This window comes from Kitasatospora sp. NPDC056531 (assembly GCF_042794375.1).
Classification (GTDB): Bacteria; Actinomycetota; Actinomycetes; order Streptomycetales; family Streptomycetaceae; genus Kitasatospora.
On the sequence record NZ_JBHTTU010000020.1, the window covers coordinates 66,940 to 92,437 of the forward strand.

The 25,498-nt window shown below is 71.5% G+C and carries 20 protein-coding genes; 14 read left to right on the forward strand and 6 right to left on the reverse strand.

Features of this window, described 5'->3' with window-relative positions; genetic code table 11:
• The first annotated feature begins 148 nt into the window (after positions 1 to 148).
• Both ACFQ87_RS19250 and ACFQ87_RS19255 read left to right on the forward strand, forming a co-directional pair.
• A complete protein-coding gene (locus ACFQ87_RS19250) occupies positions 149 to 1,798 on the forward strand; it encodes an RNA polymerase sigma factor (protein ID WP_380611971.1) in 1,650 nt (549 codons plus the stop codon).
• Between the two features lie 198 nt (positions 1,799 to 1,996).
• Positions 1,997 to 2,929 carry a S1 family peptidase gene (locus ACFQ87_RS19255; RefSeq protein WP_380611972.1) on the forward strand — a complete coding sequence of 311 codons (933 nt, stop codon included), beginning with the start codon at positions 1,997 to 1,999 and terminating at the stop codon, positions 2,927 to 2,929.
• Positions 2,930 to 3,146: 217 nt separating this feature from the next.
• Here the strand turns inward: ACFQ87_RS19255 and ACFQ87_RS19260 are convergent, their stop codons facing one another.
• Positions 3,147 to 3,377, reverse strand: a complete 231-nt coding sequence (locus tag ACFQ87_RS19260) for a hypothetical protein (RefSeq protein WP_380611973.1) — start codon at positions 3,375 to 3,377, stop codon at positions 3,147 to 3,149.
• Between the two features lie 538 nt (positions 3,378 to 3,915).
• On the opposite strand from ACFQ87_RS19260, the gene ACFQ87_RS19265 reads away from it, so the two are divergent.
• The 6 genes from ACFQ87_RS19265 (at position 3,916) to ACFQ87_RS19290 (ending at position 11,068) form a co-directional block, all read left to right on the forward strand.
• Positions 3,916 to 6,027 (forward strand): type IIA DNA topoisomerase subunit B, encoded by a 2,112-nt coding sequence (locus ACFQ87_RS19265; RefSeq protein WP_380611974.1) that lies wholly within the window; start codon positions 3,916 to 3,918, stop codon positions 6,025 to 6,027.
• A gap of 154 nt (positions 6,028 to 6,181) precedes the next feature.
• Positions 6,182 to 6,667 (forward strand): DUF1453 domain-containing protein, encoded by a 486-nt coding sequence (locus ACFQ87_RS19270; protein WP_380611975.1) that lies wholly within the window; start codon positions 6,182 to 6,184, stop codon positions 6,665 to 6,667.
• A 30-nt stretch (positions 6,668 to 6,697) separates the two neighbouring features.
• Positions 6,698 to 7,858, forward strand: coding sequence for a sensor histidine kinase (locus tag ACFQ87_RS19275; protein WP_380611976.1), 1,161 nt, complete (start codon positions 6,698 to 6,700; stop codon positions 7,856 to 7,858).
• A gap of 150 nt (positions 7,859 to 8,008) precedes the next feature.
• A complete protein-coding gene (locus ACFQ87_RS19280; protein WP_380611977.1) occupies positions 8,009 to 8,701 on the forward strand; it encodes a response regulator in 693 nt (230 codons plus the stop codon).
• Between the two features lie 127 nt (positions 8,702 to 8,828).
• Positions 8,829 to 9,392: a DUF485 domain-containing protein gene (locus ACFQ87_RS19285; protein ID WP_380611978.1), complete on the forward strand. Its 564-nt coding sequence runs from the start codon at positions 8,829 to 8,831 to the stop codon at positions 9,390 to 9,392.
• Positions 9,389 to 11,068 (forward strand): cation acetate symporter, encoded by a 1,680-nt coding sequence (locus tag ACFQ87_RS19290; protein WP_380611979.1) that lies wholly within the window; start codon positions 9,389 to 9,391, stop codon positions 11,066 to 11,068. Before ACFQ87_RS19285 ends, ACFQ87_RS19290 begins: the two co-directional genes overlap by 4 nt.
• A 79-nt stretch (positions 11,069 to 11,147) precedes the next feature.
• On the opposite strand, the gene ACFQ87_RS19295 is transcribed toward ACFQ87_RS19290, so the two are convergent.
• Together ACFQ87_RS19295 and ACFQ87_RS19300 are read right to left on the reverse strand one after the other, a co-directional pair.
• Complete coding sequence (locus ACFQ87_RS19295) at positions 11,148 to 11,834, reverse strand: response regulator (protein WP_380611980.1); 687 nt, start codon at positions 11,832 to 11,834, stop codon at positions 11,148 to 11,150.
• The gene (locus ACFQ87_RS19300; RefSeq protein WP_380611981.1) at positions 11,834 to 13,441 is read right to left on the reverse strand and encodes an ATP-binding protein; all 1,608 of its coding nucleotides are present in this window, start codon (positions 13,439 to 13,441) and stop codon (positions 11,834 to 11,836) included. The genes ACFQ87_RS19295 and ACFQ87_RS19300 overlap by 1 nt, the downstream gene beginning before the upstream one ends.
• 221 nt (positions 13,442 to 13,662) lie before the next feature.
• Between ACFQ87_RS19300 and ACFQ87_RS19305 the strand changes: the two genes are divergently transcribed.
• Genes ACFQ87_RS19305 through ACFQ87_RS19315 form a run of 3 tightly spaced genes read left to right on the forward strand, consistent with a single transcriptional unit; the run spans position 13,663 to position 16,482 of the window.
• Positions 13,663 to 14,502, forward strand: a complete 840-nt coding sequence (locus ACFQ87_RS19305; protein WP_380611982.1) for an ABC transporter ATP-binding protein — start codon at positions 13,663 to 13,665, stop codon at positions 14,500 to 14,502.
• The gene (locus tag ACFQ87_RS19310) at positions 14,492 to 15,373 is read left to right on the forward strand and encodes an ABC transporter permease (RefSeq protein WP_380611983.1); all 882 of its coding nucleotides are present in this window, start codon (positions 14,492 to 14,494) and stop codon (positions 15,371 to 15,373) included. Before ACFQ87_RS19305 ends, ACFQ87_RS19310 begins: the two co-directional genes overlap by 11 nt.
• A gap of 35 nt (positions 15,374 to 15,408) precedes the next feature.
• Entirely contained in the window at positions 15,409 to 16,482 is a 1,074-nt protein-coding gene (locus ACFQ87_RS19315) for an ABC transporter substrate-binding protein (protein WP_380611984.1), read from the forward strand.
• A 69-nt stretch (positions 16,483 to 16,551) separates the two neighbouring features.
• Here the strand turns inward: ACFQ87_RS19315 and ACFQ87_RS19320 are convergent, their stop codons facing one another.
• Positions 16,552 to 17,454 (reverse strand): sucrase ferredoxin, encoded by a 903-nt coding sequence (locus ACFQ87_RS19320; protein ID WP_380611985.1) that lies wholly within the window; start codon positions 17,452 to 17,454, stop codon positions 16,552 to 16,554.
• Between the two features lie 94 nt (positions 17,455 to 17,548).
• Entirely contained in the window at positions 17,549 to 19,999 is a 2,451-nt protein-coding gene (locus ACFQ87_RS19325) for a DNA topoisomerase (ATP-hydrolyzing) subunit A (RefSeq protein ID WP_380611986.1), read from the reverse strand.
• Between the two features lie 315 nt (positions 20,000 to 20,314).
• Here ACFQ87_RS19325 and ACFQ87_RS19330 point away from each other — a divergent pair, with 315 nt between their 5' ends.
• The 3 genes from ACFQ87_RS19330 (at position 20,315) to ACFQ87_RS19340 (ending at position 24,551) form a co-directional block, all read left to right on the forward strand.
• Positions 20,315 to 21,649: a M16 family metallopeptidase gene (locus ACFQ87_RS19330; protein ID WP_380611987.1), complete on the forward strand. Its 1,335-nt coding sequence runs from the start codon at positions 20,315 to 20,317 to the stop codon at positions 21,647 to 21,649.
• Positions 21,650 to 21,669: 20 nt separating this feature from the next.
• A complete protein-coding gene (locus tag ACFQ87_RS19335; RefSeq protein ID WP_380612009.1) occupies positions 21,670 to 23,034 on the forward strand; it encodes a M16 family metallopeptidase in 1,365 nt (454 codons plus the stop codon).
• A gap of 323 nt (positions 23,035 to 23,357) precedes the next feature.
• The gene (locus tag ACFQ87_RS19340) at positions 23,358 to 24,551 is read left to right on the forward strand and encodes an RtcB family protein (protein ID WP_380611988.1); all 1,194 of its coding nucleotides are present in this window, start codon (positions 23,358 to 23,360) and stop codon (positions 24,549 to 24,551) included.
• 42 nt (positions 24,552 to 24,593) lie between these two features.
• Here the strand turns inward: ACFQ87_RS19340 and ACFQ87_RS19345 are convergent, their stop codons facing one another.
• Positions 24,594 to 25,406 carry an LAGLIDADG family homing endonuclease gene (locus tag ACFQ87_RS19345; RefSeq protein WP_380611989.1) on the reverse strand — a complete coding sequence of 271 codons (813 nt, stop codon included), beginning with the start codon at positions 25,404 to 25,406 and terminating at the stop codon, positions 24,594 to 24,596.
• Positions 25,407 to 25,498 lie beyond the last annotated feature (92 nt).

The following is a 25,498-nucleotide window of genomic DNA, read 5'->3' on the forward strand; positions in this document are numbered from 1 at the left end:
TGTTGGTCCGCGGCGCTGCTGCCGTCCTGCAAACCCAGTCCTCAAGCCCGAGTCGGTCGGAATCGACACCGCGCGTCCGGCGCGCGATCTCCTTCCCCGCCCGCTCGGGCGGCCGGTACGGGTTCGAGTCCACTCATCGTCCGAGAGGTTGTTCGTGTCGGCCAGCACATCCCGTTCGCTTCCCCCCGAGATCGCCGAGTCCGCGGCTCTGCTGGCGCTCATCGAGCGGGGCAAGGCCCAGGGGCAGATCGCCGGTGACGACGTGCGCCAGGCGTTCGAGGCGGACCAGATCCCGGTCACCAAGTGGAAGAACGTCATGCGCAGCCTCAACCAGGTGCTGATTGAGGAGGGGGTGGACCTCATGGTCAGCGCGGCCGAGCCGGCCGGCGCCAAGCGCAAGAGCGTTGCTGCCAAGAGCCCCACCAAGCGCACCGCCACCAAGGCTGTCACCACCCGGACCCCGGCCGCCCCGTCGGCCCCGACCAAGCCGCCCGTGCGGATCGCCCCCGGCGCGCCCGTCGCGGCTCCGGCCGTCGCGGCCGCGGCCGCGGCCCCCGCCCCCACGGTCTCCGCCGAGATCACCGTCGATGAGGCGACCGGTTCGGTCACCGAGGTGAAGGCGGTTCCGGCGAAGAAGGCCGTCCCGGCCAAGAAGACCGTGGCCAAGAAGACCGCCGCGCCGGCCAAGAAGGCCGCCGCCAAGAAGACCACCGCCAAGGCCGGCAAGGGCGGCGACGAGGAGCTGCTCGGCGACGAGGAGCTGCTCGAAGAGGTCGCGCTGCCGGGCGACAAGGCCGAGGCCGAGGGTCCGGAGGAGGAGTCGGAGGGCTTCGTCCTCTCCGACGACGACGAGGACGACGCTCCGGCCCAGCAGGTCGCCGTCGCCGGTGCCACCGCCGACCCGGTCAAGGACTACCTGAAGCAGATCGGCAAGGTCCCGCTGCTCAACGCCGAGCAGGAGGTCGAGCTCGCCAAGCGCATCGAGGCCGGCCTGTTCGCCGAGGACAAGCTCTCGGCCGCCGACAAGCTCGCCCCGAAGCTCAAGCGCGAGCTGGAGATCATCGCCGAGGACGGCCGCCGGGCCAAGAACCACCTGCTGGAGGCCAACCTCCGCCTGGTGGTCTCGCTGGCCAAGCGCTACACCGGTCGCGGCATGCTCTTCCTGGACCTGATCCAGGAGGGCAACCTCGGTCTGATCCGTGCGGTCGAGAAGTTCGACTACACCAAGGGCTACAAGTTCTCGACGTACGCCACCTGGTGGATCCGTCAGGCGATCACCCGCGCCATGGCCGACCAGGCCCGCACCATCCGCATCCCGGTGCACATGGTCGAGGTCATCAACAAGCTGGCCCGCGTCCAGCGCCAGATGCTCCAGGACCTGGGCCGCGAGCCCACCCCGGAGGAGCTGGCCAAGGAGCTCGACATGACCCCCGAGAAGGTCATCGAGGTCCAGAAGTACGGCCGTGAGCCGATCTCGCTGCACACCCCGCTGGGCGAGGACGGCGACAGCGAGTTCGGTGACCTGATCGAGGACTCCGAGGCGGTCGTCCCGGCCGACGCGGTCTCCTTCACCCTGCTCCAGGAGCAGCTGCACTCGGTGCTGGACACCCTCTCCGAGCGCGAGGCCGGCGTGGTCTCGATGCGCTTCGGTCTGACGGACGGCCAGCCGAAGACGCTCGACGAGATCGGCAAGGTGTACGGGGTCACCCGTGAGCGCATCCGCCAGATCGAGTCGAAGACCATGTCGAAGCTGCGCCACCCGTCGCGTTCCCAGGTGTTGCGCGACTACCTGGACTGATCGGCCGCACGACGGCGCTCGCCCACGGCGAGCGCCGCGAGCACAGCGCGCAACGAAGGCCCGGAGCCGTACGGTTCCGGGCCTTCGGGCTGTTCGGCGCCGGTTTCGTCAGCGTCCGAGTGGTGCTTGTCGCTCGTCCGGGTGGCGGCGTCACCGGAAGCGGTCGCTCAGCGTATTTGATCACCTACGCTGTGCCGGTTGCCTGCTGCCGAGCCTTCTGGAGTCACGGTGCTGACCGACCCGGACCGCGCTGATCTGCCAACCCCCGCCCCGCCCCGGGCCGACCCGGCCGCCGCTCGGACGGGCCGTCGCCGCCGACGGGCCGCCGTGCTGGCGCTGCTCGCCGCCGTGCCCGTCCCGCTGGTCGCCCTCGGTGCGGCAGGCCCCGCCGAGGCGCAGCGCCGGGTGGTCGGCGGCAGCACCGCGAGCACCGCGGACCACCCGTGGATCGTGGCGCTGGCCAGCCGGCAGCAGTTCGGCAGCGGGCGCTCCGGCCAGTTCTGCGGGGGAGCGCTGGTCGCCCCGACCAAGGTGGTGACGGCGGCCCACTGCTTCTACGACGAGGCCAAGGGGGAGCGTGTGGACCGGCCGGGGCTCAAGGTGGTCGTCGGCCGGGACGACATGCGCGGCCCGGCCGGCCACGAGGTGGCCGTCCAGTCGGTCTGGATCCACCCCGACTACAACTTCGCGGCGAACATGAACGATGTCGCGGTGGTCACCCTCGCCGACTCCCAGGGCGCCCGACCGGTGGTCGAGCTGGTCGGCCAGGGCGAGAGCGCGCCGTACGCGGCCGGGACCAGGGCGCAGGTGTACGGCTGGGGCGACACCAGCGGGCGGAGCGACTACTCGCCGGTGCTGCGCGGGGTGGACGTGCCGATGGTCTCGGACCAGACCTGTGCGCACGCCTACCCGGGCGGGCCGGACGGCAAGTTCGACGCCCGCGGCATGGTCTGCGCGGGCGAGGAGAAGGGCGGCAAGGACGCCTGCCAGGGCGACAGCGGCGGCCCGCTGATCGTCGGCGGCAGGCTGGCCGGCCTGGTCTCCTGGGGGACGGGCTGCGCCGCGGCGGGTCACCCCGGCGTCTACACCCGGGTGTCCTCGGTCACGGACGTGGTGCGCTCGGCGCTGTGATCGTCGCCGCGAGTGATGGCACGGCGACGTTCTGACGCCATTTCGGGTCCGGCCGACCCCGCAGCGGTGCTTCGAGGGGCGAACGCGGGAGAAGCGTTCGGAGAACAGCTGAGCCGGGTGGCCGGCCCCCGAAGGGCCCGGCCACCCGGCTCACCGGTCGCGCGCGGTGCGCGACCGGACACAGCTCGACGCTGGCTGCTGGTTACGGCGCCTGGGATCAGCGCTCGTCTTCGGCGGCCGTGGCGGTGGTGCTGGTGAGACGGCCGCTCTCGTCCTGTATCTCCACGGCGATCTTCTTGAGCTCGGGCTCGAACTTCCGGCCGTGGTGGGCGCAGAAGAGCAGCTCTCCGCCGCTCGCGAGTACGACGCGCAGGTAGGCCTGGGCGCCGCAGCGGTCGCAGCGGTCAGCCGCGGTGAGCGGGCTCGCAGGTGTCAGAACAGTAGTCACGTCGCCTCTTCTCTAGCTCGACGAGCTGTCGTACCAGGGTCAACATCCAACCAGGCCGAAAACGTTCCCGCTCGTGGCTTTTCTTCTCTGAGGATTCTGCTGTGTTGATGAGGACGTGCCCCGGGGGTCGGTGGTTCATGCGTGCCGAATTCCGGGATCCGCCCGTCGCTCGAACGCCCGATCGGGATCGGGTGCGAGGTCCGCGTAGCATAATCCTCTGCCGGGTTGGAGCATAAGCCCCGTCCCGGGCCCCGGTAGCCTGCATAACGGCAGTTCCGGGGGCTGCGCCGGACCCCACGATCCGCCAGGACCGGTGGTACCGGGAGGAGATGGCGCCCCCGGGGCCCACACCCGGGCGCGGTCCTTGTTCGCGCAGCGCGTACAAGCTGCGCGGGACCGGCCCGTCGTGCTGTGCACCCGGCGCAAGGGTGCGGGCACATAGAGCGACGACTGTCGGTGCGGCGTGCTGCACTGGCGGTTGGTCCGGATGCGTCCGGATGTGACCGATGAGACAGAACTTCACCGAGGAGAGTGCCGCGTGAGTGCCGAAACGACCGTGCCGTCCGCGCTGCTGGCCGGCGACGACGGTTCCAACTACACCGCGCGGCACCTGCTCGTCCTGGAGGGCCTGGAGGCGGTCCGCAAGCGCCCCGGCATGTACATCGGCTCGACCGACAGCCGCGGCCTGATGCACTGCCTCTGGGAGATCATCGACAACTCCGTCGACGAGGCGCTGGGCGGCCACTGCGACCACATCGAGGTCGTGCTGCACCCGGACTCCTCGGTCGAGGTCCGCGACAACGGCCGCGGCATCCCGGTCGACGTCGAGCCCAAGACCGGGTTGTCCGGCGTCGAGGTCGTGATGACCAAGCTGCATGCCGGCGGCAAGTTCGGCGGCGGCTCCTACGCGGCCTCCGGCGGTCTGCACGGTGTCGGCGCCTCCGTCGTCAACGCGCTCTCCGCGCGCCTGGACGTCGAGGTCGACCGCAGCGGCCACACCCACGCGATCAGCTTCCGCCGCGGCACCCCCGGCATCTTCACCGAGGCCGGTCCGGACTCGCCGTTCGAGCCGGCCAACGGCCTCAGCAGGAGCCGCAAGGTGCCGAAGACCCGCACCGGCACCCGGATCCGTTACTGGGCCGACCGGCAGATCTTCCTCAAGGACGCCAAGCTCTCCCTGGAGAACCTGCACAACCGTGCCCGGCAGACCGCCTTCCTGGTCCCCGGCCTGACCATCGTCGTGCGTGACGAGCGGCTCACCGAGAGCGAGCAGGTCGAGGAGTCGGTCTTCCACTACGACGGCGGCATCGCCGAGTTCTGCGAGTTCCTGGCCCCCGACAAGCCGGTCTCCGACGTGCTGCGGCTGCACGGCGAGGGCACCTTCAAGGAGACCGTGCCCGTCCTGGACGAGCTCGGCCACATGACCCCCACCGAGGTCACCCGCCATCTCGGGGTGGACATCGCGCTGCGCTGGGGCACCGGTTACGACACCACCCTGCGCTCCTTCGTCAACATCATCGCCACCCCCAAGGGCGGCACCCACGTCACCGGCTTCGAGCGCTCGCTGGCCAAGACCGTCAACGAGGTGCTGCGCGCCAGCAAGCTGTTGCGCGTCGCCGAGGACGACATCACCAAGGACGACGCCACCGAGGGCCTCACCGCGGTGGTCACCGTCCGGCTCGCCGAGCCGCAGTTCGAGGGCCAGACCAAGGAGGTGCTGGGCACCTCGGCGGCCAACCGGATCGTCGCCGCCGTCGTCGCCAAGGAGCTCAAGGCCTTCCTCACCTCGGCCAAGAAGGACCAGAAGCTGCAGGCCCGGGCCGTGCTGGAGAAGGTGGTCGCGGCCGCCCGCACCCGGGTCGCCGCCCGCCAGCACAAGGAGGCCCAGCGCCGGAAGACCGCGCTGGAGACCAGCTCGCTGCCCGCCAAGCTGGCCGACTGCCGCAGCGACGACGTCGACCGCAGCGAACTGTTCATCGTCGAGGGCGACTCCGCGCTCGGCACCGCCAAGCTCGCCCGCAACTCCGAGTTCCAGGCGCTGCTGCCGATCCGCGGCAAGATCCTCAACGTGCAGAAGGCCTCGGTGAGCGACATGCTCAAGAACGCCGAGTGCGCCGCGATCATCCAGGTCATAGGAGCCGGCTCGGGCCGCACCTTCGACATCGACCAGGCCCGCTACGGTCGGGTCATCTTCATGGCCGACGCCGATGTCGACGGCTCGCACATCCGCACCCTGCTGCTGACCCTCTTCCACCGCTACATGCGGCCGATGGTCGAGCAGGGCCGGGTCTTCGCCGCCGTGCCGCCGCTGCACCGGATCGAGCTCACCAGCCCCAAGCGCGGCCAGGAGAAGTACCACTACACCTACTCCGACGCCGAACTGCGCTCCACCCTGCTGGAGTTCCAGCGCAAGGGGATGCGCTGGAAGGAGCCGGTGCAGCGCTACAAGGGCCTGGGCGAGATGGACGCCGACCAGCTGGCCGAGACCACCATGGACCCGCGCCACCGCACGCTGCGCCGGATCAACCTGGGCGACCTGGAGCAGGCCGAGAAGATCTTCGACCTGCTGATGGGCAACGACGTCGCCCCGCGCAAGGAGTTCATCGTGGACTCGGCGGCCACCCTGGACCGCTCGCGCATCGACGCCTGATCCCGGCAGTCCGCGAGGGCCCTCCACCCACGGGTGGAGGGCCCTCGCGTTCCGGGTTCCACCCGGGGTCCACCCCGGCTCCGATCAGCGGGAGCAGTCGGATCCGTAGCGTCGGAGAGGTCAGAACAAGCCTCTCCTCGGGACGGATGATCCGATGACTGCCGTAGCCAACCTCCTCGTGATCGCCGCGGTGACGGTCCTGGTGGTCCAGCGCCAGATGCGCGTCCAACGCCTGGACACCGAGCGCCGCTTCTGGTTGCTGCCGCTGATCCTGGGCGTGCTCGCGCTGCGCGATCCGCAGATCATCGACCACCAGCACACCGCGCTGTCGGCCGCCCTGCTGGCCGCCGGAATGGTCACCGTGCTCGCGATGGGCACCGTCTGGGGCTGGACCGTCCGGATCTGGCGGGCTGCGGACGGCACCGTCCTGCTCAAGGGCACCAAGGCCACCCTGGCCGCCTGGGGTGGGATGATCGCCATCCGGATCGGGCTCTACGCGATCGGCTCGGCGCTGGGCGTCCACCAGGCCGGCAGCTCGCTGATGCTCGGCATGGCGGTCCTGCTGCTGGTCCGCTCGCTCGTGGTCAACTGGAGGGCCCGGACGCTGGAGCCCGCGCAGACCACCGCCGTCCTGCACTGATCCGCCGCCGTGAGCACCGAGGAGGAACCCTTGCCCGGGTGGTACTGGACCCGCTGGCAGTCCCGCGAAGGGCTGGAGCGCGAGGCCGAGAGCCAGCCGCGGCGGGTCCTCACCGTGTTCGGCCGGACCGTCCTGCTGGTCGTCATCGGCTGGGCCACCTTCTCCGGCGGCAAGTACGCCGGCTGGGCGGTGGCGGCCGCGACGGCCGGACTCACCGCGGCCGTCGCACTCTGCGCGATGTACCTGAGGGTCACCCGGAAGCAGCGCCCGGCAGCCTCCTACCTGCTGGCCGCCGCCCTGGTCGGCGGCGGCTGGCTCGCCAACCAGGGTCTGGCCTACACGCTGGCCGACACCCTCTGGATCGGGCTGGCCGTGACGGCCCTGATCCGGCTGCCGCCCGCGCCCGCACTGCTCGCCGCGGCAGCCGCGCTGGGCTCGTACACGGCGGCCTCCCCGGCGAGCTGGCTCAGCATCGCCGCCACCGTCGGCGGTTCCGTCCTGGTCGGCGTCCTGCTGCGGCTGGACATCGAGGCGCGCGGCACCGCCCGTCGGCTGCTGGTGCAGGAGCGCGCGGCCCGGGCCGCCGAGGCGGAGAGCGCGGCGCTCGCCGAACGGGCCAGGATCGCCCGGGAGATCCACGACGTGCTCGCCCACAGCCTCTCCGCGCAGCTGGTCCACCTGGAGGCGGCCCGGCTGATGCTGGACGCCGGGACCGACCGCGAGCAGATCCGTGAACGGGTCGTCGCCGCCCGGCGGATGGCGCAGGACGGCCTGGCCGAGACCCGGCAGGCGTTGTCCGCGCTGCGCGGGGAGTTCACTGCGGTCGGCGAGTTCCTGGTGGAGCTGACCGAGCGCGAGCGGGCCGAGCTCACCGTCACCGGTACGCCCCGGCCGCTGGCCGCCGAGGCCGGCCTGGCGGTGCGGCGCACCGCGCAGGAGGCGGTGACCAACGTCCGCAAGCACGCGCCGGGGGCCCGGTGCACCGTCGAACTGCGCTACCTGGACGGGGCGGTGGAGCTGGAGGTGCGCAACACCCGGGCGCCGCGCGGCGAGTCCTCCGGAGAGCTGGCCGACAGCGGCAGCGGGTACGGTCTGCTTGGGATGCGCGAACGCGCGGAACTGCTCGGCGGCACCCTGCTGGCGGGCCCGGAGGACGGAGGATGGCGCGTGGTGCTGCGGGTGCCGGAATGAGTGAGCGCGGCGAACTCATCATCGGGAGGTGCGGATTCCGCGAAGCGACCGCCGAGCGCGGCGAGGTGGGCGCATGAGTGAGCGCGGCGAGCTCATCATCGAAGGGTGCGCGTTTCGCGAAGCGACCGCCGAGCGCGGCGAGGTGGGCGCATGAGCGGGGCGGTCACCAGGGTGTTGGTGGCGGACGACCAGACCGTGGTGCGCGAGGGCATCGTGATGCTGTTGGGGCTGCTGCCCGGCATCGAGGTGGTCGGCGCGGCGGCGGACGGGGAGGAGGCCGTCGCCCTGGTGGAGCGTCATCGCCCGGATGTGGTGCTGATGGACCTGCGGATGCCGCGGGTGGACGGTGTCGAGGCGACCAGGCGGATCCGAGCCGCCCACCCGGAGACCGAGGTCGTGGTGCTCACCACCTACGCCGACGACGACTCGCTGTTCCCGGCGCTGCAGGCCGGTGCGCGCGGCTACCTCACCAAGGACGCCGGCGGTGAGGAGATCGCCAAGGCCATCGCAGACGTCCGCGCGGGTGCGGCCGGTCTCTCCCCGCAGGTCCAACTCCGCTTGCTGGAACGACTTTCGGAGAAGCCGGCCCGGCCCGCACCGGCCGCCGAGCGGCCCGCCACCCGGTCCGGGGAGCTGCCGGACGGGCTGACCGTGCGGGAGGCCGAAGTGCTCGCGCTGATCGCCGAGGGGCTTTCCAACGCCGAGATCGCCCAGCGGCTGTTCGTCAGCCAGGCCACCGTGAAGACGCACATCAACAACCTGTTCGCCAAGACCGCGGTGCGGGACCGGGCGCAGGCCGTCGCGTACGCCTTCCGCCACGGAATCACCGGTATGCAGCAGTAGTCGGATGAGTGTCCGTCTGATGATCGACCACCTCATCGAGTGAACGCATCTGTGATGGTCAGGGGCGGTGTCCGGTGGCCCCCATGATGGTTCGGGTCAGAACGCCCGGCTCGGCCCAGGAGCAGCAGTGCCACAGCAGCAGACCAGCAGTCCCGGCCAGGGGCAGCGATTCGACTGGTGGGCCGCTCCGGCCGCCGCCACCGCGTCCGAGCCGGCTGCCGCACCCCGCCGAACGGCGGTACCGGCCCAGCCGGTGCCCACCCGTACGGCCGTCGCCCGGTCGGCCGTCGCCCCCGAGCCGGTGGCGGCGCCCCTGGCCCCGCCGCTCGCCCCGGCCGTCCTGCCGCAGGAGCCGTCGGCGCCGACGAGCACCACCGACAGCGCCGAGGTCTACCGGACGGTCCAGGCCAGCGCGGCCTTCCAGGACATCCGCCGCAGTTACCGGGCGTTCGTCTTCCCGGTCAGCGGCGCATTCCTCGGCTGGTACCTGATGTTCGTCGCCGCCGAGGCCGTCGCCCCCGGCGCGATGCGCGGCCGGGTGGCCGGCCCGCTCAACGTGGCCTGGCTGCTCGGCCTGCTGCAGTTCGCCACCACCTTCCTGCTCACCTGGCTCTACGCCCGCAACGCCCGGACCAAGCGCGACCGCGCCGCCCTGGGCCTGCGCTGGGACACCCAGGACCAGCTGCGATGACGACCCCGATGAACGCGGTGACGACCGCCGCCACCCCGCCGCCCGTCGCCCCCACCGGCGACCACCACAACCTGGCGATCGTGCTGTTCGCCGTCATCGTCCTGGTCACCCTGGGTATCACCCTCTGGGTCGGCCGCCAGGGCAACGCCGCCGAGGACTTCTACGCAGGCGGCCGCGACTTCACCCCGCTGCAGAACGGCTTCGCCCTCTCCGGCGACTACCTCTCGGCCGCCTCCTTCCTCGGCGTCGCCGGACTGATCGCCCTGTACGGCTACGACGGCGTGCTCTACAGCGTCGGCTTCCTGGTCGCCTGGCTGGTCGTGCTGATGCTGGTCGCCGAACTCGTCCGCAACGCTGGCCGGTACACCCTCGCCGACGTGCTCGCGCTGCGGCTGCGCCGCCCCAATGTGCGCGCGGCCGCCGGCGGAGCCAGCGTCGTGGTCACCCTGCTCTACCTGGTCGCCCAGATGGTCGGCGCCGGCTCGCTGGTCGCCCTGCTGCTCGGCACCGACAGCGCCCAGGCCCGGACCTGCACCATCATCGCCGTCGGCGCCCTGATGATCGTCTACGTCACGGTCGGGGGGATGCGGGCCACCACCTGGATCCAGATCGTCAAGGCCTTCCTGCTGATCGTCGGCTCGGTGCTGCTCACCGTGCTGTTGGTGGTCCGCTTCCACGGCGACCTGTTCGAGCTGATGCGCCAGGCCGCCCAGCACAGCGGAGCCGGGCACCGCTACCTCGAACCGGGCCTGAAGTACGGCGCCACCTTCACCAGCCGGCTGGACTTCTTCAGCCTGGGCCTGGCGCTGGTGCTGGGCACCGCCGGCCTGCCGCACATCCTGTCCCGCTTCTACACCGTGCCCACCGCGCGGGCCGCCCGCCGCTCCACGATGTGGGCGATCGGGCTGGTCGGCGGCTTCTACCTGATGGCCATCGCGCTCGGCCTCGGTGCCACCGCGCTGGTCGGCTCGGCCGAGGTGCGGCAGGCCAACTCGGCCGGGAACACCGCCGTCCCGCTGCTCGCCCTGGTGCTCGGCGGCGGCAACGGCAGTACCGGCGGGGTGGTGCTCTTCGCTCTGATCTCGGCGATCGCCTTCGCCACCATCCTCGCCGTGGTCGCCGGGCTGACCCTGGCCTCCTCGGCGGCCTTCGCCCACGACATCTGGGCGGGCGCCTGGCGCGGCCGCCCGCGTCGCGGCCGTGCGGCCGAGGTCACGGAGAAGCCCAGCGAGCAGCAGGAGGTGGTGGTCGCCCGGTTCGCCGCCGCCGGGATCGGCGCGGTCGCGATCGTGATCAGCCTGTACGCCCAGCAGCTGAACGTCGCCTTCCTGGTCGGCCTGGCCTTCGCGGTGGCCGCCTCCTCCAACCTGCCGGTGCTGCTGTACAGCCTGTTCTGGTCGCGGTTCACCGCCCGGGGCGCGGTCTGGTCGGTGTACGGCGGGCTGGTCCCGGCGATCGTGCTGGTGTTCTTCTCGCCGGTGGTGTCCGGCTCCAAGGCGGCGCTGTTCCCCGGCGTCGACTTCCACTGGTTCCCGCTGGAGAACCCCGGCATCGTCTCCATCCCGCTCGGCTTCCTGGCCGGCTGGCTCGGGACGCTCACCTCGCCCGAGCCAGCCGACGCGGACCGCTTCGCCGAGCTGGAGGTGCGTGCCCTCACCGGTACGGGCGCGGCCTAGGGCTTGCCCTGAGCGTCGCGTCCCGGGGAACCCCGGCGGGCCTGGGGCCGCCGGGGTTCCCCCGTGTCCGCGTGCCGGGCTAGGCCCTGGCGGCCAGTCCGTAGCGGTGCTCCGGGCGGCCGGTGTCGCCGTAGCGCAGGGTCAGCCGCAGCCAGCTGTCCCGTTCCAGCTGTTTGAGGTAGCGCTGCGCCGTCGAGCGGCTGAGCCCGGTGGCGTCAGCGACCTCCTGGGCGGACAGCGGCTGGCCCGCCCGGCGCAGCACGCCCAGCACCAGGTCGGTGGTCGGCGCCGAGTGCCCCTTCGGCAGCGCGCCGGCCGGGGCGGAGACGCTGCGCAGGGTCGCGAACAGCCGGTCCACCTCGTCCTGGCCGGCCTCCCGAGCCGGTGCGGCCAGTGCGTGCCGCAGCTGGGCGTACGAGACCAGCTTGTCCCGCAGCCCGGCGAAGGTGAACGGCTTGACCAGGTACTGCAGTGCACCGTGCTGCATCGCGGCGTGGACGGTGGAGACGTCCCGGGCCGCGGTCACCATCATCACGTCGCAGGCCACCTGGCGTTCCCGCAGCCGCCGGACCAGGGCCAGGCCGGTCTCGTCCGGCAGGTGGTGGTCGAGCAGCAACAGGTCCACCGGGCGGCGCTCCAGCACGGCCAGCGCCTCCCCGGCCGAGTGCGCGGTGCCCGTGACCCGGAAGCCCGGGACCTTGGCCACGTACGCGGCGTGCACGTCCGCGACCCGGAAGTCGTCGTCGACCACGAGTACGTCGATCATCACGCCTCCACGAGCTGAGTGGTGAGCAGGGCCTCGGGCAGCTCGACGGTGAACCGGGCGCCGCCGAGCGGGCCGGTGTCGAGCACGATCCGGCCGCCGGTGCGTTCGACCAGCCGCCGCACCATCGCCAGGCCCAGCCCGCGCGGACGGTGCGCGGGTGCCTCCTTGCTGGTCCACCCCTCCTCGAAGACCTGCTCGCGCAGCTCCTCCGGTACCCCCGGGCCGCTGTCCGCGACCTGCAGCAGCAGCGTGGAGCCGGCTGCCGCCAGCGTCACCTCCACCTGCCCGCCCCCGGTGGGCGCCAGGGCGTCCACCGCGTTGTCGACCAGGTTGCCGAGCACCGTCACCAGCGCCCGGGCGTCCACCACCGCGTCCGGCAGGTGAGCCGCCGGGGCCAGCACCAGCCGAACCCCGCGCTCGCCGGCCACCGCCGTCTTGCCCGCCAGCAGGGCCGCCACGTGGGGGTCCTGCACCTGTTCGGCGATCCTGGCGGCGACCACGGCGTGCGAGCCGGACTGCTCGGAGATGAAGGCGACCGCCTGCTCGTGGCGGCCGAGCTCCAGCAGGCCGAGCAGGGTGTGCATCCGGTTGGCGTGCTCGTGGTCCTGGGCGCGCAGCGCCTCGGTCAGGCTACGGGTGGTGTCCAGCTCGCGGACCAGCGACTCCAGCTCGGTGCGGTCGCGCAGCGTCACCACCGCGCCGCCCTCGGGCCCGTCCGAGGCCGTGGCCATCCGGTTCACCACCAACACCCGGTCGTCCCGGACGGCCGGCAGGTCGGTGCCGGTGATCCGGCCGGTCAGCACGTCGGCCAGCCGGCCTGGCGGCAGCACCTCGGCGATCGGGCGGCCGGTGCAGTCCTCGGGCAGGCCGAGCAGCCGGACGGCCTCGTCGTTGGCCAGCCGGATCCGGCCGCGCTCGTCCAGTGCCACCATGCCCTCGCGGATCCCGTGCAGCATCGCCTCGCGTTCGACCAGCAGTGCGGAGATGTCGGCGAGCGCGATGTTGTGGGTGCGGCGCTTGAGCCGGCGGGCCAGCGCGAGGGTGGCGACGGTGCCGGCAGCCAGGCCCGCGCCGGCGCACAACAGGATGCCGGTGAGCATCTTCAGCAGGCGGCGGCGGATCGAGTCGTCGCTGATGCCGACCGACACCTCGCCGACGATCCGGCCGTCCGCCGTCCGCAGCGGCACCTTGCCGCGGGCGGTGCGGCCCAGGGTGCCCTGCTGGATCGCGGTGACGCTGCGGCCGCTGAGGGCGGGCTCCGGGTCGGTGCTGACCCGGTGGCCGATCCGGCCCGGGTCGGTGTGCGAGAGGCGGATCCCGTCCAGGTCGGTGACCACCACGAAGCTGGCGCCGGTGGCCAGCCGGACCTGCTCGGCGTTGCGCTGGGCGGCGACCACGTCGCGTGTGGCGGCGGCCTGGGCGATGGTCTCGTCGGTGGCGGTGGCCTGGGCGATGGACAGCGCGCGCTGCATCGCGTCGTGGTCCAGCTCACTGCTGACCGGGGCCAGGAACAGCCCGGCCGTCACCGTGGTGACGCCGACGGTGACGACGGTCTGGCTCAGCAGCAGTTGCGCGAAGACCCGGCGGGGCCAGTGGGGGAGCTTCATCCGGGCCTCCTCTCGGCGGCTGCGGGGTGGTGCGGGCGGGGGGTTGGGACACCCTATGTTTCCGCCGTGTTTCTGTCAGCCGCGTCCCCGCAGTTGTAGCGGAAGCAAAACGAGCAGAACACCCCTCAATGCGGAGAAGTCGCACTACGCGAAGAAGGCTCCCGCCGGGGCCGGGCCCGCTCCTACCTTTCCGGGGCAAGCACTGACCCGGGAGGCAGAGTATGAAAAACACCCCGGCGATCGAGCTGACCGGCGCGACGAAACGCTTCCGCACCCCCTCCGGGGCCCTGCACACCGCCGTCCGTGATCTCGATCTGACCGTCGCCCAGGGCGAGTTCGTCGCCGTCGTCGGCCCCACCGGCTGCGGCAAGTCCACCACGCTGACCCTGGTCAGCGGCCTGGAGGAGCCCACCGAGGGCGAGGTCCGGGTGCACGGCGAGCCCGTGCGCGGGATCGACTCCCAGGTCGGGTTCGTCTTCCAGCAGGACGCCGTCTTCCCCTGGCGCACCGTGCTGTCCAACGTCATGGCCGGCCCGCGCTTCCGCGGCGTGCCGACCGCCGAGGCCAGGGAGCGGGCCCGGGACTGGCTGGGCCGGGTCGGCCTGGCCGCCTTCGAGGACCGCTACCCGCACCAGCTCTCCGGCGGCATGCGCAAGCGGGTCGCGCTCGCCCAGACCTTCGTCAACGACCCGGCGATCCTGCTGATGGACGAGCCGTTCTCGGCGCTGGACGTGCAGACCCGCGCCCTGATGTCCGACCAGCTGCTGGAGCTGTGGGCGGGGACGAGCTCTTCCAGGGACGCAGCGTCCGAAAACGCGGCGTCGGTCATCTTCGTCACCCACGACCTGGACGAGGCGATCGCGCTCGCCGACCGCGTCGTGGTGATGACCGCCGGGCCGGCCACCGTCAAGGAGATCTTCACCGTCGACCTGCCACGACCGCGCACCGTGGAGGCCGTCCGGCTGGAACCGAGGTTCGTCGAGCTGTACCGCGAGATCTGGGCCTCGCTCGGCGAAGAGGTGCGCATCACCCGGGAGAGAGGAGCGGGTCGTGCCGCTTGAGACCGCGTCTGAGACCGCGTCGGCCGTGGTGGGGAAGCCCGCGGCCGTCACGACGAGAACCGAGGCCCGTGAACGGGCCGCCCGCAACCGGAAGCTGGGCGTCTACGGAGCCCGGATCGGGGTGCTGATCGCCTTCCTCGGACTGTGGGAGGTGTGCGCCCGGACGAACGTCATCGACCCGTTCAACTTCTCGCAGCCGTCGAGGATCTGGGAGCAGATCCGGCAGTGGGTCACCCACGGCACCGCGCAGGGCTCGCTCGGCGAGCAGATCGGCTACACCCTGTACGAGGCCCTCACCGGCTGGGTGCTGGGCGTCATCGGCGGTGTGCTGCTGGGCATCGCGCTCGGCCGGATCCGCTTCCTGGCCGATGTGTTCGGGCCGTACATCAAGGTGCTCAACGCCATCCCGCGGATCGTGCTCGCCCCGATCTTCCTGATCTGGTTCGGCCTCGGCCCGGCCTCCAAGGTCGCCTCCGCGGTGGTGCTGGTGTTCTTCCCGGTGTTCTTCAACGCCTTCCAGGGCGCCCGCGAGGTGGACCGCAACCTCGTCGCCAACGCCCGCATCCTCGGCGCCGACAACCGCAAGGTCACCCTGCAGGTGGTCATCCCCGCCGCCACCACCTGGATCTTCACCAGCCTGCACGTCAGCTTCGGCTTCGCGCTGATCGGCGCGATCGTCGGCGAGTACATCGGCGCCACCAAGGGCCTGGGCCTGATGGTCGCCGCCGCCCAGGGCACCTTCAACGCGGCCGGGGTGTACGCGGCCATGACCATCCTCGCGGTCGTCGCCCTGGTGACCGAGGGGCTGTTGACCTATGCCGAGAAGAAGCTGTTCCGCTGGAAGCCCGCGGACGCGGGCGACGGCCGCTGACCCCCTTTCCCGTCCGTAAGAGAGGCACCCCACCCATGAGCCCGAACCCGACAGGCAGAGCGGCTGTCGCCGCCCTCGCCGCCGTGCTGCTCCTCCCGCTCTCCGCCTGCGCCAACGACGCTGCCACCTCCACCCACGGCGCCGCCGCCCCGGCTGGCAGGCAGGTCGACGGGCCCAAGGTCAAGATCATGGTCGGTGGCCTGGACAAGGTCATCTACCTGCCCGCGATGCTCACCCAGCGGCTCGGCTACTTCGCCGACGCCGGCGTCAACGTCGAGCTGATGAGCGAGCCGGCCGGCGTCAACGCCACCACCGCCCTGTTGGCCGGCGACGTCCAGGGAGCCGTCGGCTTCTACGACCACACCATCGACCTGCAGGCCAAGGGCAAGCACGTCGAGTCCGTGGTGCAGTTCGCCCAGGCGCCCGGCGAGGTCGAGCTGGTCTCCACCAAGCAGGCCGACGCGATCAAGTCCGGCGCCGACTTCAAGGGCAGGAAGCTCGGTGTCACCAGCATCGGTTCCTCCACCGACTTCCTCACCAAGTACCTCGCGGTCAAGAACGGCGCCGCCGTCAGCGACTTCAGCCCGATCGCGGTCGGCGCCGGCCAGACCTTCATCGCCGCGCTCCAGCAGGGCAGCATCGACGCCGGGATGACCACCGACCCGACCGTCGCCAACGTCCTCGACAAGGGCCTCGGCAAGATCCTCTACGACATGCGCACCCCCGAGGGCTCGCGCCAGGCGCTCGGCGGGCTCTACCCCTCGTCCTCGCTGTACATGAACACCGAGTGGGTGGAGAAGAACCAGGACACCACCCAGAAGCTCACCAACGCCTTCGTGAAGACCCTCAAGTGGATGTCCACCCACACCCCGGAGGAGATCGCCGCGAAGATGCCCGCCGACTACGCGCAGGGCGGCGCCGAGCAGTACGCGGCGGCGATCAAGTCGACCCTGCCGATGTTCACCACCGACGGGGTGATGCCGGCCGACGGCCCCAGGACGGTGCTCGCGGTGCTCGCCGCCTTCCACCCGGACGTCAAGGGCAAGGAGGGGACGATCGACCTGTCCAAGACCTACACCACGGAGTTCGTCGGCAAGGCCACCGGCTGAGGCCCTGCCGCCCGCCTGAGGCCCTGCCGCCGCCGCGGTCCCGCGCTCACCCCCACGGGCGCGGGGCCGCTACACGCCCCGTACGGACAGCACGTCCATCCGCGACGGCGTCCCCGCCGCCTTGCCGCAGCTCTCCGGACGCGCCGGCTCGCTCACCGTCTCGATCACGTCCACCTCCCAGGCCCGGCCGTCCCGGTGGATCACCCGGACCAGCCAGCGGCCCTCGCCGTCCGGCCGCTGGGTCAGGGTCAGCGCGTCCACCCCGGTCTCGCCGGTCGCCAGCCGCACCGCGTGCTCCGCCGCCTGGCCCGGACGCTCCCAGCCCGAGCAGCCCCGGGCCCACTCCGGCACCATGTGCCCGGCCGCCGTCGCCGCCAGTACCTCCTTGGCGGTCTCCGCCGTCAGCCGCCCGTACGCGTAGCCGTACGGCAGCACCAGCATCGTCGGGGCGAACCGATGCCCGCCCAGGTGGGTCACCTCCCACACCTCGCTGTGCCCGGCCGCCGCCAGCTCCGCCGCCAGCGGACGGCCCAGCAGCGCGCAACAGCGGTCCCGGCGGCCGTTGGTGCACACCAGCGCCAGCGGCCCGCCGACGTGATCCGCCCCGAAACCCGTGTGGTCGCCGACCCCCAGCGCCGCGAAGTCCAGCTCCAGCAGCTCGGCCGGATCGGCCACCTGCGCCCGGCGCACCCAGTTGCGGCCCGGTACCGTGTGCGCCACGACCACCTCGTGCCGCGTCGTCGGCAGGCAGTCCGCGTGCCGGCCCGGCCGCCGGATCAGCGCGACCCGCACCCCGGTCCCCGCCGTGGCCTCCTCCAGCGCGCGTCCGGTCGCGGGGTCGAGGTGGCTCTCCCGCAGCGCCTTCGCGCCCCACGGGCCGTTCTGCTCCAGCAGCAGCCAGGTGGCCGCCACCGCGGCCGTGGCGGTCAGCGGCTCCGAAAGTTCACGCGACACGGTCGCACAGGTGCTCACCCGCGTAAGGCTACCCTCAGCGTTTCGGCCCGGTCCGGGTGCTCCGGAGGGCGGGGAGCCCGCAGGCACCCCGCCCTCCTCGGGCTCTCTCCCGCTACGCCGGGCCGGCGACCACGGCGATCGGAGTGGTCACCGGGGTGCCCGAGCCGTCGCGGCGCGGGTCACGCTCCGGCAGGTCGACCGGGGCGCCCTTGGCCGTGGCGGCGAGAGCCGGCGCGGCGCCGGCCCAGGCGAAGGCCAGGCCGTCCTCGCCGCGCAGGAAGCGCTGGCAGCGGACGCCGCCGGTGGCGCGGCCCTTGCGCGGGTACTGCTCGAACGGGGTGACCTTCCAGCTGGTCTGCTCGCCACCGGCGAGGGTGCCCGAAGCCCCCGCCACCGAGACCACCACCGCGTCCGCGGCCGGGTCCACCGCCGTGAACGACAGCACCCGGGCGCCGTCCGACAGCTTGATGCCCGCCATGCCACCCGCCGGGCGGCCCTGCGGACGGACCTGGCTCGCCGGGTAGCGCAGCAGCTGGGCGTCCGACGCGATGAAGACCAGGTCCTCCTCGCCGGTGCGCAGTTCGACCGCGCCCACCAGCTCGTCACCCTCCTTGAGGGCGATCACCTCGAACTCGTCCTTGTTCGCCGGCCACTCCGGCACCACCCGCTTCACCACGCCCTGCACCGTGCCCAGCGCCAGGCCCGGCGAGGACTCGTCCAGCGTGGTCAGCCCGAGCACCCGCTCCCCGGCCTCCAGCCGCAGGAACTCGTCCACCGCCGCACCGCCGGCCAGCGTCGGTGACGGTGTCGGCGGCAGCGCCGGCAGGTCGATCACCGGCAGCCGCAGCACCCGGCCCGCAGACGTCACCACACCCACGTCCGCGCGCGCCGTCGCGTGCACCGCCGACACGATCACATCGTGCTTGGAGCGCTTCTCCGACACCTCGAACGGCTCGCCGTCCGCCGTGCGCGCCAGCAGCCCCGTCGAGGACAGCAGCACCCGGCACGGGTCGTCCGCGACCTCCAGCGGCACGGCCAGCGCCGCTGCCGGGGCCGCCCCCGCCTCCAGCAGGACTGTGCGCCGCTCCGTGCCGAACTGCTTGGACACCGCGCCCAGTTCGGACGACACCACGCTGCGCAGCCGGGTGTCCGACTCCAGGATCTCGGTCAGCTCCGCGATCTCCGCGGTCAGCTTCGCCTTCTCCTGCTCCAGCTCCACCCGGTCGAACCGGGTCAGCCGCCGCAGCGGGGTGTCCAGGATGTACGCCGTCTGCGTCTCCGACAGCGAGAAGCGCTCCATCAGGCGCTCCTTCGCCTGCTGCGCGTTGTCACTCGACCGGATGATCGCGATGACCTCGTCGATGTCGACGAGCGCCACCAGCAGACCCTCGACCAGGTGCAGCCGCTCCTCGCGCTTGCGCCGGCGGAAGTCGCTGCGCCGGCGCACCACGGTGAAGCGGTGGTCGACGTAGACCTCCAGCAGCTCCTTCAGCCCCAGCGTCAGCGGCTGGCCGTCCACCAGCGCCACGTTGTTGATGCCGAAGGTCTCCTCCATCGGCGTCAGCTTGTACAGCTGCTCCAGCAGCGCCTCCGGCACGAAGCCGTTCTTCACCTCGATCACCAGCCGCAGCCCGTGCTCGCGGTCGGTCAGGTCCTTGACGTCCGCGATGCCCTGCAGCTTCTTCGCGTTGACCAGGTCCTTGATCTTCGAGATGACCTTCTCCGGGCCGACGTTGAACGGCAGCTCGGTCACCACGATGCCCTTGCGACGGGCCGTCACCGACTCCACCGTCGCCGTCGCCCGGATCTTGAACGTGCCGCGGCCCGACTCGTACGCGTCCCGGATCCCCGACAGGCCCACGATCCGCCCGCCCGTCGGCAGGTCCGGACCGGGCACGAACCGCATCAGCGTGTCCAGGTCCGCGTTCGGGTGCTTGATCAGGTGCCGGGCCGCAGCCACCACCTCGGACAGGTTGTGCGGCGGCATGTTCGTCGCCATACCGACAGCGATGCCCGTCGCGCCGTTCACCAGCAGGTTCGGGAACGCGGCCGGCAGCGCCAGCGGCTCCTGCTCACTGCCGTCGTAGTTCGGCCCGAAGTCGACGGTGTCCTCGTGGATCGACTCCACCATCGCCATCGACGCCGCCGTCAGCCGCGACTCGGTGTAGCGCATCGCCGCCGGCGGGTCGTCGTTGCCCAGCGAACCGAAGTTGCCGTGCCCGTCGATCAGCGGCAGCCGCATCGAGAACGGCTGCGCCATGCGCACCACCGAGTCGTAGATCGACTGGTCGCCGTGCGGGTGCAGCCGGCCCATCACCTCGCCCACCACGCGCGCGCACTTCACGTGCGCGCGGTCCGGACGCAGGCCCATCTCGTTGGCCTGGTACAGGATCCGGCGGTGCACCGGCTTCAGACCGTCCCGCGCGTCCGGCAGCGCACGCGAGTAGATCACCGAGTAGGCGTACTCCAGGAAGGAGCCCTGCATCTCGTCCACGACGTCGACATCGAGGATCCGCTCCTCGAAGTCTCCGGGCGGCGGGGTCTGCGAACTGCGGCGGGCCATCGCGGCGGGGCTCCCTTACGTGTCGCTGGCTGTGTCGTCGGTCCGTCGACGGTCGGTCGTCGGCCGTCGTCGGTCGGTCGGACGGGCGTCGCCGTCCTGCTCCCCGCCCTGCCGTCGGACCCGTCAACCGGGCGCCGTCAACAAGGCACGGCGCCCCCATTGTGGACCCTCGCGCCGACACTCCCGGTCAGCGGCCCTCTTCCGCCCCTGGCGAACGCCCCGTCCGCGCGGACACAAACACACCTTCCGCGCGTTGCACCACAATGGGGGACGCCACACGAACCCCGACATCGACGACGGGAAGGACCCGAGCGCATGGCCAACCCGGCCCCCGCCTCCAGCCGAGGCATCGCCATCACCGAGCACCGCCTGGCCAACGGCCTGCGCGTCGTCCTCTCCGAGGACCACCTGACCCCGGTCGCCGCGGTCTGCCTCTGGTACGACGTGGGCTCCCGGCACGAGGTCAAGGGCCGTACCGGCCTCGCCCACCTCTTCGAGCACCTGATGTTCCAGGGCTCCGCCAACGTCTCCAACAACGGCCACTTCGAACTCGTCCAGGGCGCCGGCGGCTCGCTCAACGGCACGACGAGCTTCGAGCGCACCAACTACTTCGAGACCATGCCCGCCCACCAGCTGGAGCTCGCCCTCTGGCTGGAGGCCGATCGGATGGGCTCGCTGCTCGCCGCCCTCGACGAGACGTCCATGGAGAACCAGCGCGACGTCGTCAAGAACGAGCGCCGTCAGCGCTACGACAACGTCCCGTACGGCACCGCCTTCGAGAAGCTCACCGCGCTGTCCTTCCCCGACGGCCACCCGTACCACCACACCCCGATCGGCTCCATGGCCGACCTGGACGCGGCCACCCTGGAGGACGCCCGCACGTTCTTCCGCACCTACTACGCGCCCAACAACGCCGTACTGTCCGTCGTCGGCGACATCGACCCCGAGCAGACCATCGCCTGGGTCGAGAAGTACTTCGGCTCCATCCCCGGCCACGACGGCAAGCAGCCCCCGCGCTCCGGCGAACTCCCCGACACCTTCGGCCGCGAACTGCGCGAGGAGATCCACGAGGACGTCCCCTCCCGCGCCCTGATGGCCGCCTACCGCCTGCCGCACGACGGCACCCGGGAGGCCGACGCCGCCGACCTCGCGCTCACCATCCTCGGCAGCGGCGAGTCCAGCCGCCTCTACAACCGGCTCGTCCGCCGCGACCGCACCGCCGTCGCCGCCGGCTTCGGCCTGCTGCGCCTCGCCGGCGCCCCCAGCCTCGGCTGGCTCGACGTCAAGACCTCCGGCGACGCCACCCTCCAGCAGATCGACGCAGCCGTGGACGAGGAGCTCGCCCGCTTCGCCGCCGAGGGCCCCACCCCGGAGGAGCTCGAGCGCGCCCAGGCCCAGATCGAGCGCGAGTGGCTCGACCGGCTCACCACCGTCGCCGGCCGCGCCGACGAACTCTGCCGCTACGCCGTCCTGTTCGGCGACCCCAAGCTGCTGAACGACGCCCTCCCCAAGGTCCTCGACGTCACCGCCGAAGAGGTCCAGGCCGTCGCCAAGGCCCGGCTCCACCCCGACAACCGGGCCGTCCTCGTCTACGAGCCGACCGCCGCCGCTTCCGACGCCGCTTCCGAAGAGGAGGGTGCCGCCGTATGAGCACCGACTACGTCCCCGCGATGACCTTCCACCCCCAGCCCCGGCCGGGCACCCCCAGCCCGTGGGCGTTCCCCGCCCCCGAGCGCTCCGCCCTCGGCAACGGCATCACCGTCCTGCACTGCCACCGGCCCGGCCAGCAGCTGGTCGCCGTCGAGGTCCTCCTCGACGCCCCGCTCGCCGCCGAACCCGAGGGCCTCGACGGCATCGCCGCCATCCTCGCCCGCGCCCTCAACGAGGGCACCGACACCCTCACCGCCGAGGAGTTCGCCGCCGAACTCGAGCGCGCCGGGGCCACCCTCGACGCCCACGCCGACCACCCGTGCATCCGGGTCTCCCTGGAGGTCCCCGCCTCCCGGCTCCAGCGCGGCCTCACCCTGCTCGCCGATGCCCTGCGCGCCCCCGCCCTGCCCGCGGAGGAGATCGAGCGGCTGGTCGCCAACCGCCTGGACGAGATCGTCCACGAGCAGGCCAACCCCGCCCGGCGCGCCGCCAAGGCCCTCTACGCCGAGCTCTTCGACGCCGCCGACCGCCTCTCCCGGCCCCGCAGCGGCATCGCCGAGACCGTCAAGCCGATCGACCGCGCCGCCGTCAAGGCCTTCTACGAGGCCCACGTGCGTCCGGCCACCAGCACCGTCGTCGTGGTCGGCGACCTCACCGGCGTCGAGCTGCCCGCCCTGCTGGAGAGCACCCTCGGCACCTGGACCGGCTCCGCCGCCGAGCCCTCAGCGCACGCCCCCGTCACCGGCGACGACCGCGGCCGCGTCGTCATCGTCGACCGCCCCGGCTCCGTCCAGACCCAGCTGCTCATCGGCCGGATCGGGCCCGACCGCCACGACCCGGTCTGGGCCGCCCAGATCCTCGGCACCTACTGCCTCGGCGGCACCCTCACCTCCCGCCTCGACCGCGTCCTGCGCGAGGAGAAGGGCTACACCTACGGCGTGCGGGCCTTCGCCCAGCCGCTGCGCTCCGCCGCCGACGGCAGCGGGCGCGCGCTGCTGGCCATCAGCGGCTCGGTGGACACCGCCTCCACCGCGCCCGCGCTCGCCGACACCTGGACCATCCTGCGTACCCTCGCCGCCGAGGGCCTCACCGACGCCGAGCGTGACGAGGCCGTGCAGTTCCTGGTCGGCGTCGCGCCGCTGAAGTACGAGACCGCGGGCTCGGTCGCCGGCACCCTGGCCGACCAGGTCGAGCAGCAGCTCGCCGACGACTACCAGGCCGAGGTCTACCGGCAGCTCGCCGAACTGCCCACCGCCGCGGCCACCGAGGCCGTGGTCGCGGCCTTCCCGCCGGACCGCCTGGTCACCGTACTGGTCGGCGACGCCGCCGCGATCGAGGCGGACGTGCGGGCGCTCGGGATCGGCGAGGTCACCGTCGTCAGCTGACGCCCGCTGTCGTTCCGTCCGGCCCGGTGGAGCTCCCCGCTCCGCCGGGCCGGACGTGTTTTTAAATCCGTTGCGGGCCCGGCTCATTCCGTGGATAGATGTTCCCCGACGCACAGCACGTGCGAACTGCGACGAACGAAGGGAGGCGGTCACCATGCGGGTCGAGCGAGCCATACGACGACGCTCCCCAAGGCCGTATCTCCCCTGTTCCGCTCCGGCTGCCTGAGCGCACCCGTTTCTGAACTTCCCCGAGCCGCACCGGGATTCGTATCTGCGCGGCGATTCCTTTCCTGAACCATCCGACCTCTGGAGGTCGTTCAACCATGACGTACACCGAGGTGCCCGGAATCCGGGTACCGATCCGGATGTGGACCGACCCGGCGACGGTCGAGGGCGCGGCCATGCAGCAGCTGCGCAACATCAGCTCCCTGCCCTGGCTGCACGGCCTGGCCGTGATGCCCGACGTCCACCTGGGCAAGGGCGCGACCGTCGGCTCCGTCATCGCCATGAAGGGCGCGGTCTGCCCGGCGGCCGTCGGCGTCGACATCGGTTGCGGGATGAGCGCGGTGAAGACCTCGCTCACCGCCAAGGACCTCCCGGACGACCTGTCCCGCCTGCGCTCCAAGATCGAGCAGGCCATCCCGGTCGGCCGGGGCCTCCACACCGACCCGGTCGACCCGACCAAGCTGCACGGCTTCCGCGCGGCGGGCTGGGACGACTTCTGGCAGCGCTTCGACGGGGTGGCGGAATCAGTCAAATGGCGTCGCGAACGGGCCATGCAGCAGATGGGAACGCTCGGAGCGGGGAACCACATGATCGAACTATGTATCGATACAGTCGGGTCCGTGTGGCTGATGCTGCATTCCGGCTCGCGCAACATCGGCAAGGAGCTGGCGGAGCACCACATGGGCGTCGCCCGGTCGTTGCCGCACAACCAGGGTTTGATCGATCGTGACCTCGCGGTGTTCATCTCCGACACGCCGCAGATGGCGGCCTACCGCTCGGACCTGTACTGGGCGCAGGAGTACGCCAAGCACAACCGTGCCGTCATGATGACGCTCTTCCAGGATGTTGTCCGCCGCGAGTTCCCCAAGGCGAAGGTTGCCTTCGACGAGATCATCAGCTGCCACCACAACTACGTGGCGGAGGAGCGCTACGACGGCGTCGACCTGCTCGTGACCCGCAAGGGCGCGATCCGGGCCGGAACGGGTGAGTACGGAATCATCCCGGGTTCGATGGGCACCAGTTCGTTCATCGTTCGTGGCCTCGGTAACGCGGCGGCTTTCAACTCGGCCTCGCACGGCGCCGGCCGGAAGATGAGCCGTACGGCGGCCAAGAAGCGCTTCACCGTACGCGACTTGGAGGAGCAGACCCGGGGGGTGGAATGCCGTAAGGACAGCGGCGTGGTGGACGAGATCCCCGGTGCGTACAAGTCGATCGAGAAGGTCATGGAGCAGCAGCGTGACCTGGTCGAGATTGTCGCTCAGATCAAGCAGGTCATCTGCATCAAGGGCTGACCGACCAGAATGAGATGGCCCCCGACGACGTCGGGGGCCATCTCATCGGCGCGGCAGGACTCTCGGGCGTTTGGGGCCGACGAGTCGCCAGTGGCGGATCTTGCAGCTCTTGAGCGTTCTGCCCAGTTGCTCGGATGCCAGCTCCATGCTTGCGGCAGTGCGGATGACTTCATCCTCTTCCTGGCTCCAGCTACGCCGAGGGGGAGCGAATCGCATCGTCGGCGGGCGGACCCAGATGCCGGCCCGATCGGCGCTGGCCTGCTTACGGGGCAGGGCCAGGCAGCCGGGGTAGTAGAGATCGGTGGCCAGGGCCACACCGGCCTCGTTGAGGAAGGGAATGTTGTAGATGTTGTCGCGCTTGTTGCGGTTGGGCTTGCGCTGGGCTCCGCAGAGCCGTTCTGCGTAGGTGGTACAGAACAAGGCCATGGCGTCGCTCTTGGTGGTGAGACTGACGAAGGGCAGACCATCGGATGTGAGGCCCACCGAGCCATCGGCGTCGATAAGACCGCGCAGGTAGTCGCGTTCGGAAAACGGCACGGTGGGCGGCGCGACGATCTCGGACTTGCGTCCCACCGGCAGGCCGAGCGCCTGCAGTTCCTTGCGGAACTCCCGGGCGCAGACGGTCCAAATCACCGACGTGTGCTCCGCCTTGAAGTTCGTCGTCCGCGTCCGGTAGCTGATGGTGCTGTTGTACGGGCAGAGCCGCTGGAACTCCTCAAGGATCGGGGCGTCCCGCGCGGAGAGTTCCACCGAGAGCCGACCGCGGTTGCGCGACTGCTCGGTGAGGTGTCCATCCGCCTGGAGGAAGGCGAACATATAGGCGTGCTCGGGTCGTTCGAGGTCGAAGAACGTCATGCCGCGAGCATCAGCGCGATCCACCGTTCGAGAGGGTCGAGCGATCACACCAGTTCGCTCAATGGTGCGGATGCGACCGAATCCGAGAACAG

Coding starts and splice junctions, on each gene's coding strand:
- ACFQ87_RS19305 (WP_380611982.1), top strand. CDS start 13,663: ATGAAAAACACCCCGGCGATCGAGCTGACCGGCGCGACGAAACGCTTC.
- ACFQ87_RS19335 (WP_380612009.1), top strand. CDS start 21,670: ATGACCTTCCACCCCCAGCCCCGGCCGGGCACCCCCAGCCCGTGGGCG.
- ACFQ87_RS19280 (WP_380611977.1), top strand. CDS start 8,009: ATGAGCGGGGCGGTCACCAGGGTGTTGGTGGCGGACGACCAGACCGTG.
- ACFQ87_RS19345 (WP_380611989.1), bottom strand. CDS start 25,406: ATGACGTTCTTCGACCTCGAACGACCCGAGCACGCCTATATGTTCGCC.
- ACFQ87_RS19290 (WP_380611979.1), top strand. CDS start 9,389: ATGACGACCCCGATGAACGCGGTGACGACCGCCGCCACCCCGCCGCCC.
- ACFQ87_RS19295 (WP_380611980.1), bottom strand. CDS start 11,834: ATGATCGACGTACTCGTGGTCGACGACGACTTCCGGGTCGCGGACGTG.
- ACFQ87_RS19300 (WP_380611981.1), bottom strand. CDS start 13,441: ATGAAGCTCCCCCACTGGCCCCGCCGGGTCTTCGCGCAACTGCTGCTG.
- ACFQ87_RS19270 (WP_380611975.1), top strand. CDS start 6,182: ATGACTGCCGTAGCCAACCTCCTCGTGATCGCCGCGGTGACGGTCCTG.
- ACFQ87_RS19315 (WP_380611984.1), top strand. CDS start 15,409: ATGAGCCCGAACCCGACAGGCAGAGCGGCTGTCGCCGCCCTCGCCGCC.
- ACFQ87_RS19340 (WP_380611988.1), top strand. CDS start 23,358: ATGACGTACACCGAGGTGCCCGGAATCCGGGTACCGATCCGGATGTGG.
- ACFQ87_RS19330 (WP_380611987.1), top strand. CDS start 20,315: ATGGCCAACCCGGCCCCCGCCTCCAGCCGAGGCATCGCCATCACCGAG.
- ACFQ87_RS19325 (WP_380611986.1), bottom strand. CDS start 19,999: ATGGCCCGCCGCAGTTCGCAGACCCCGCCGCCCGGAGACTTCGAGGAG.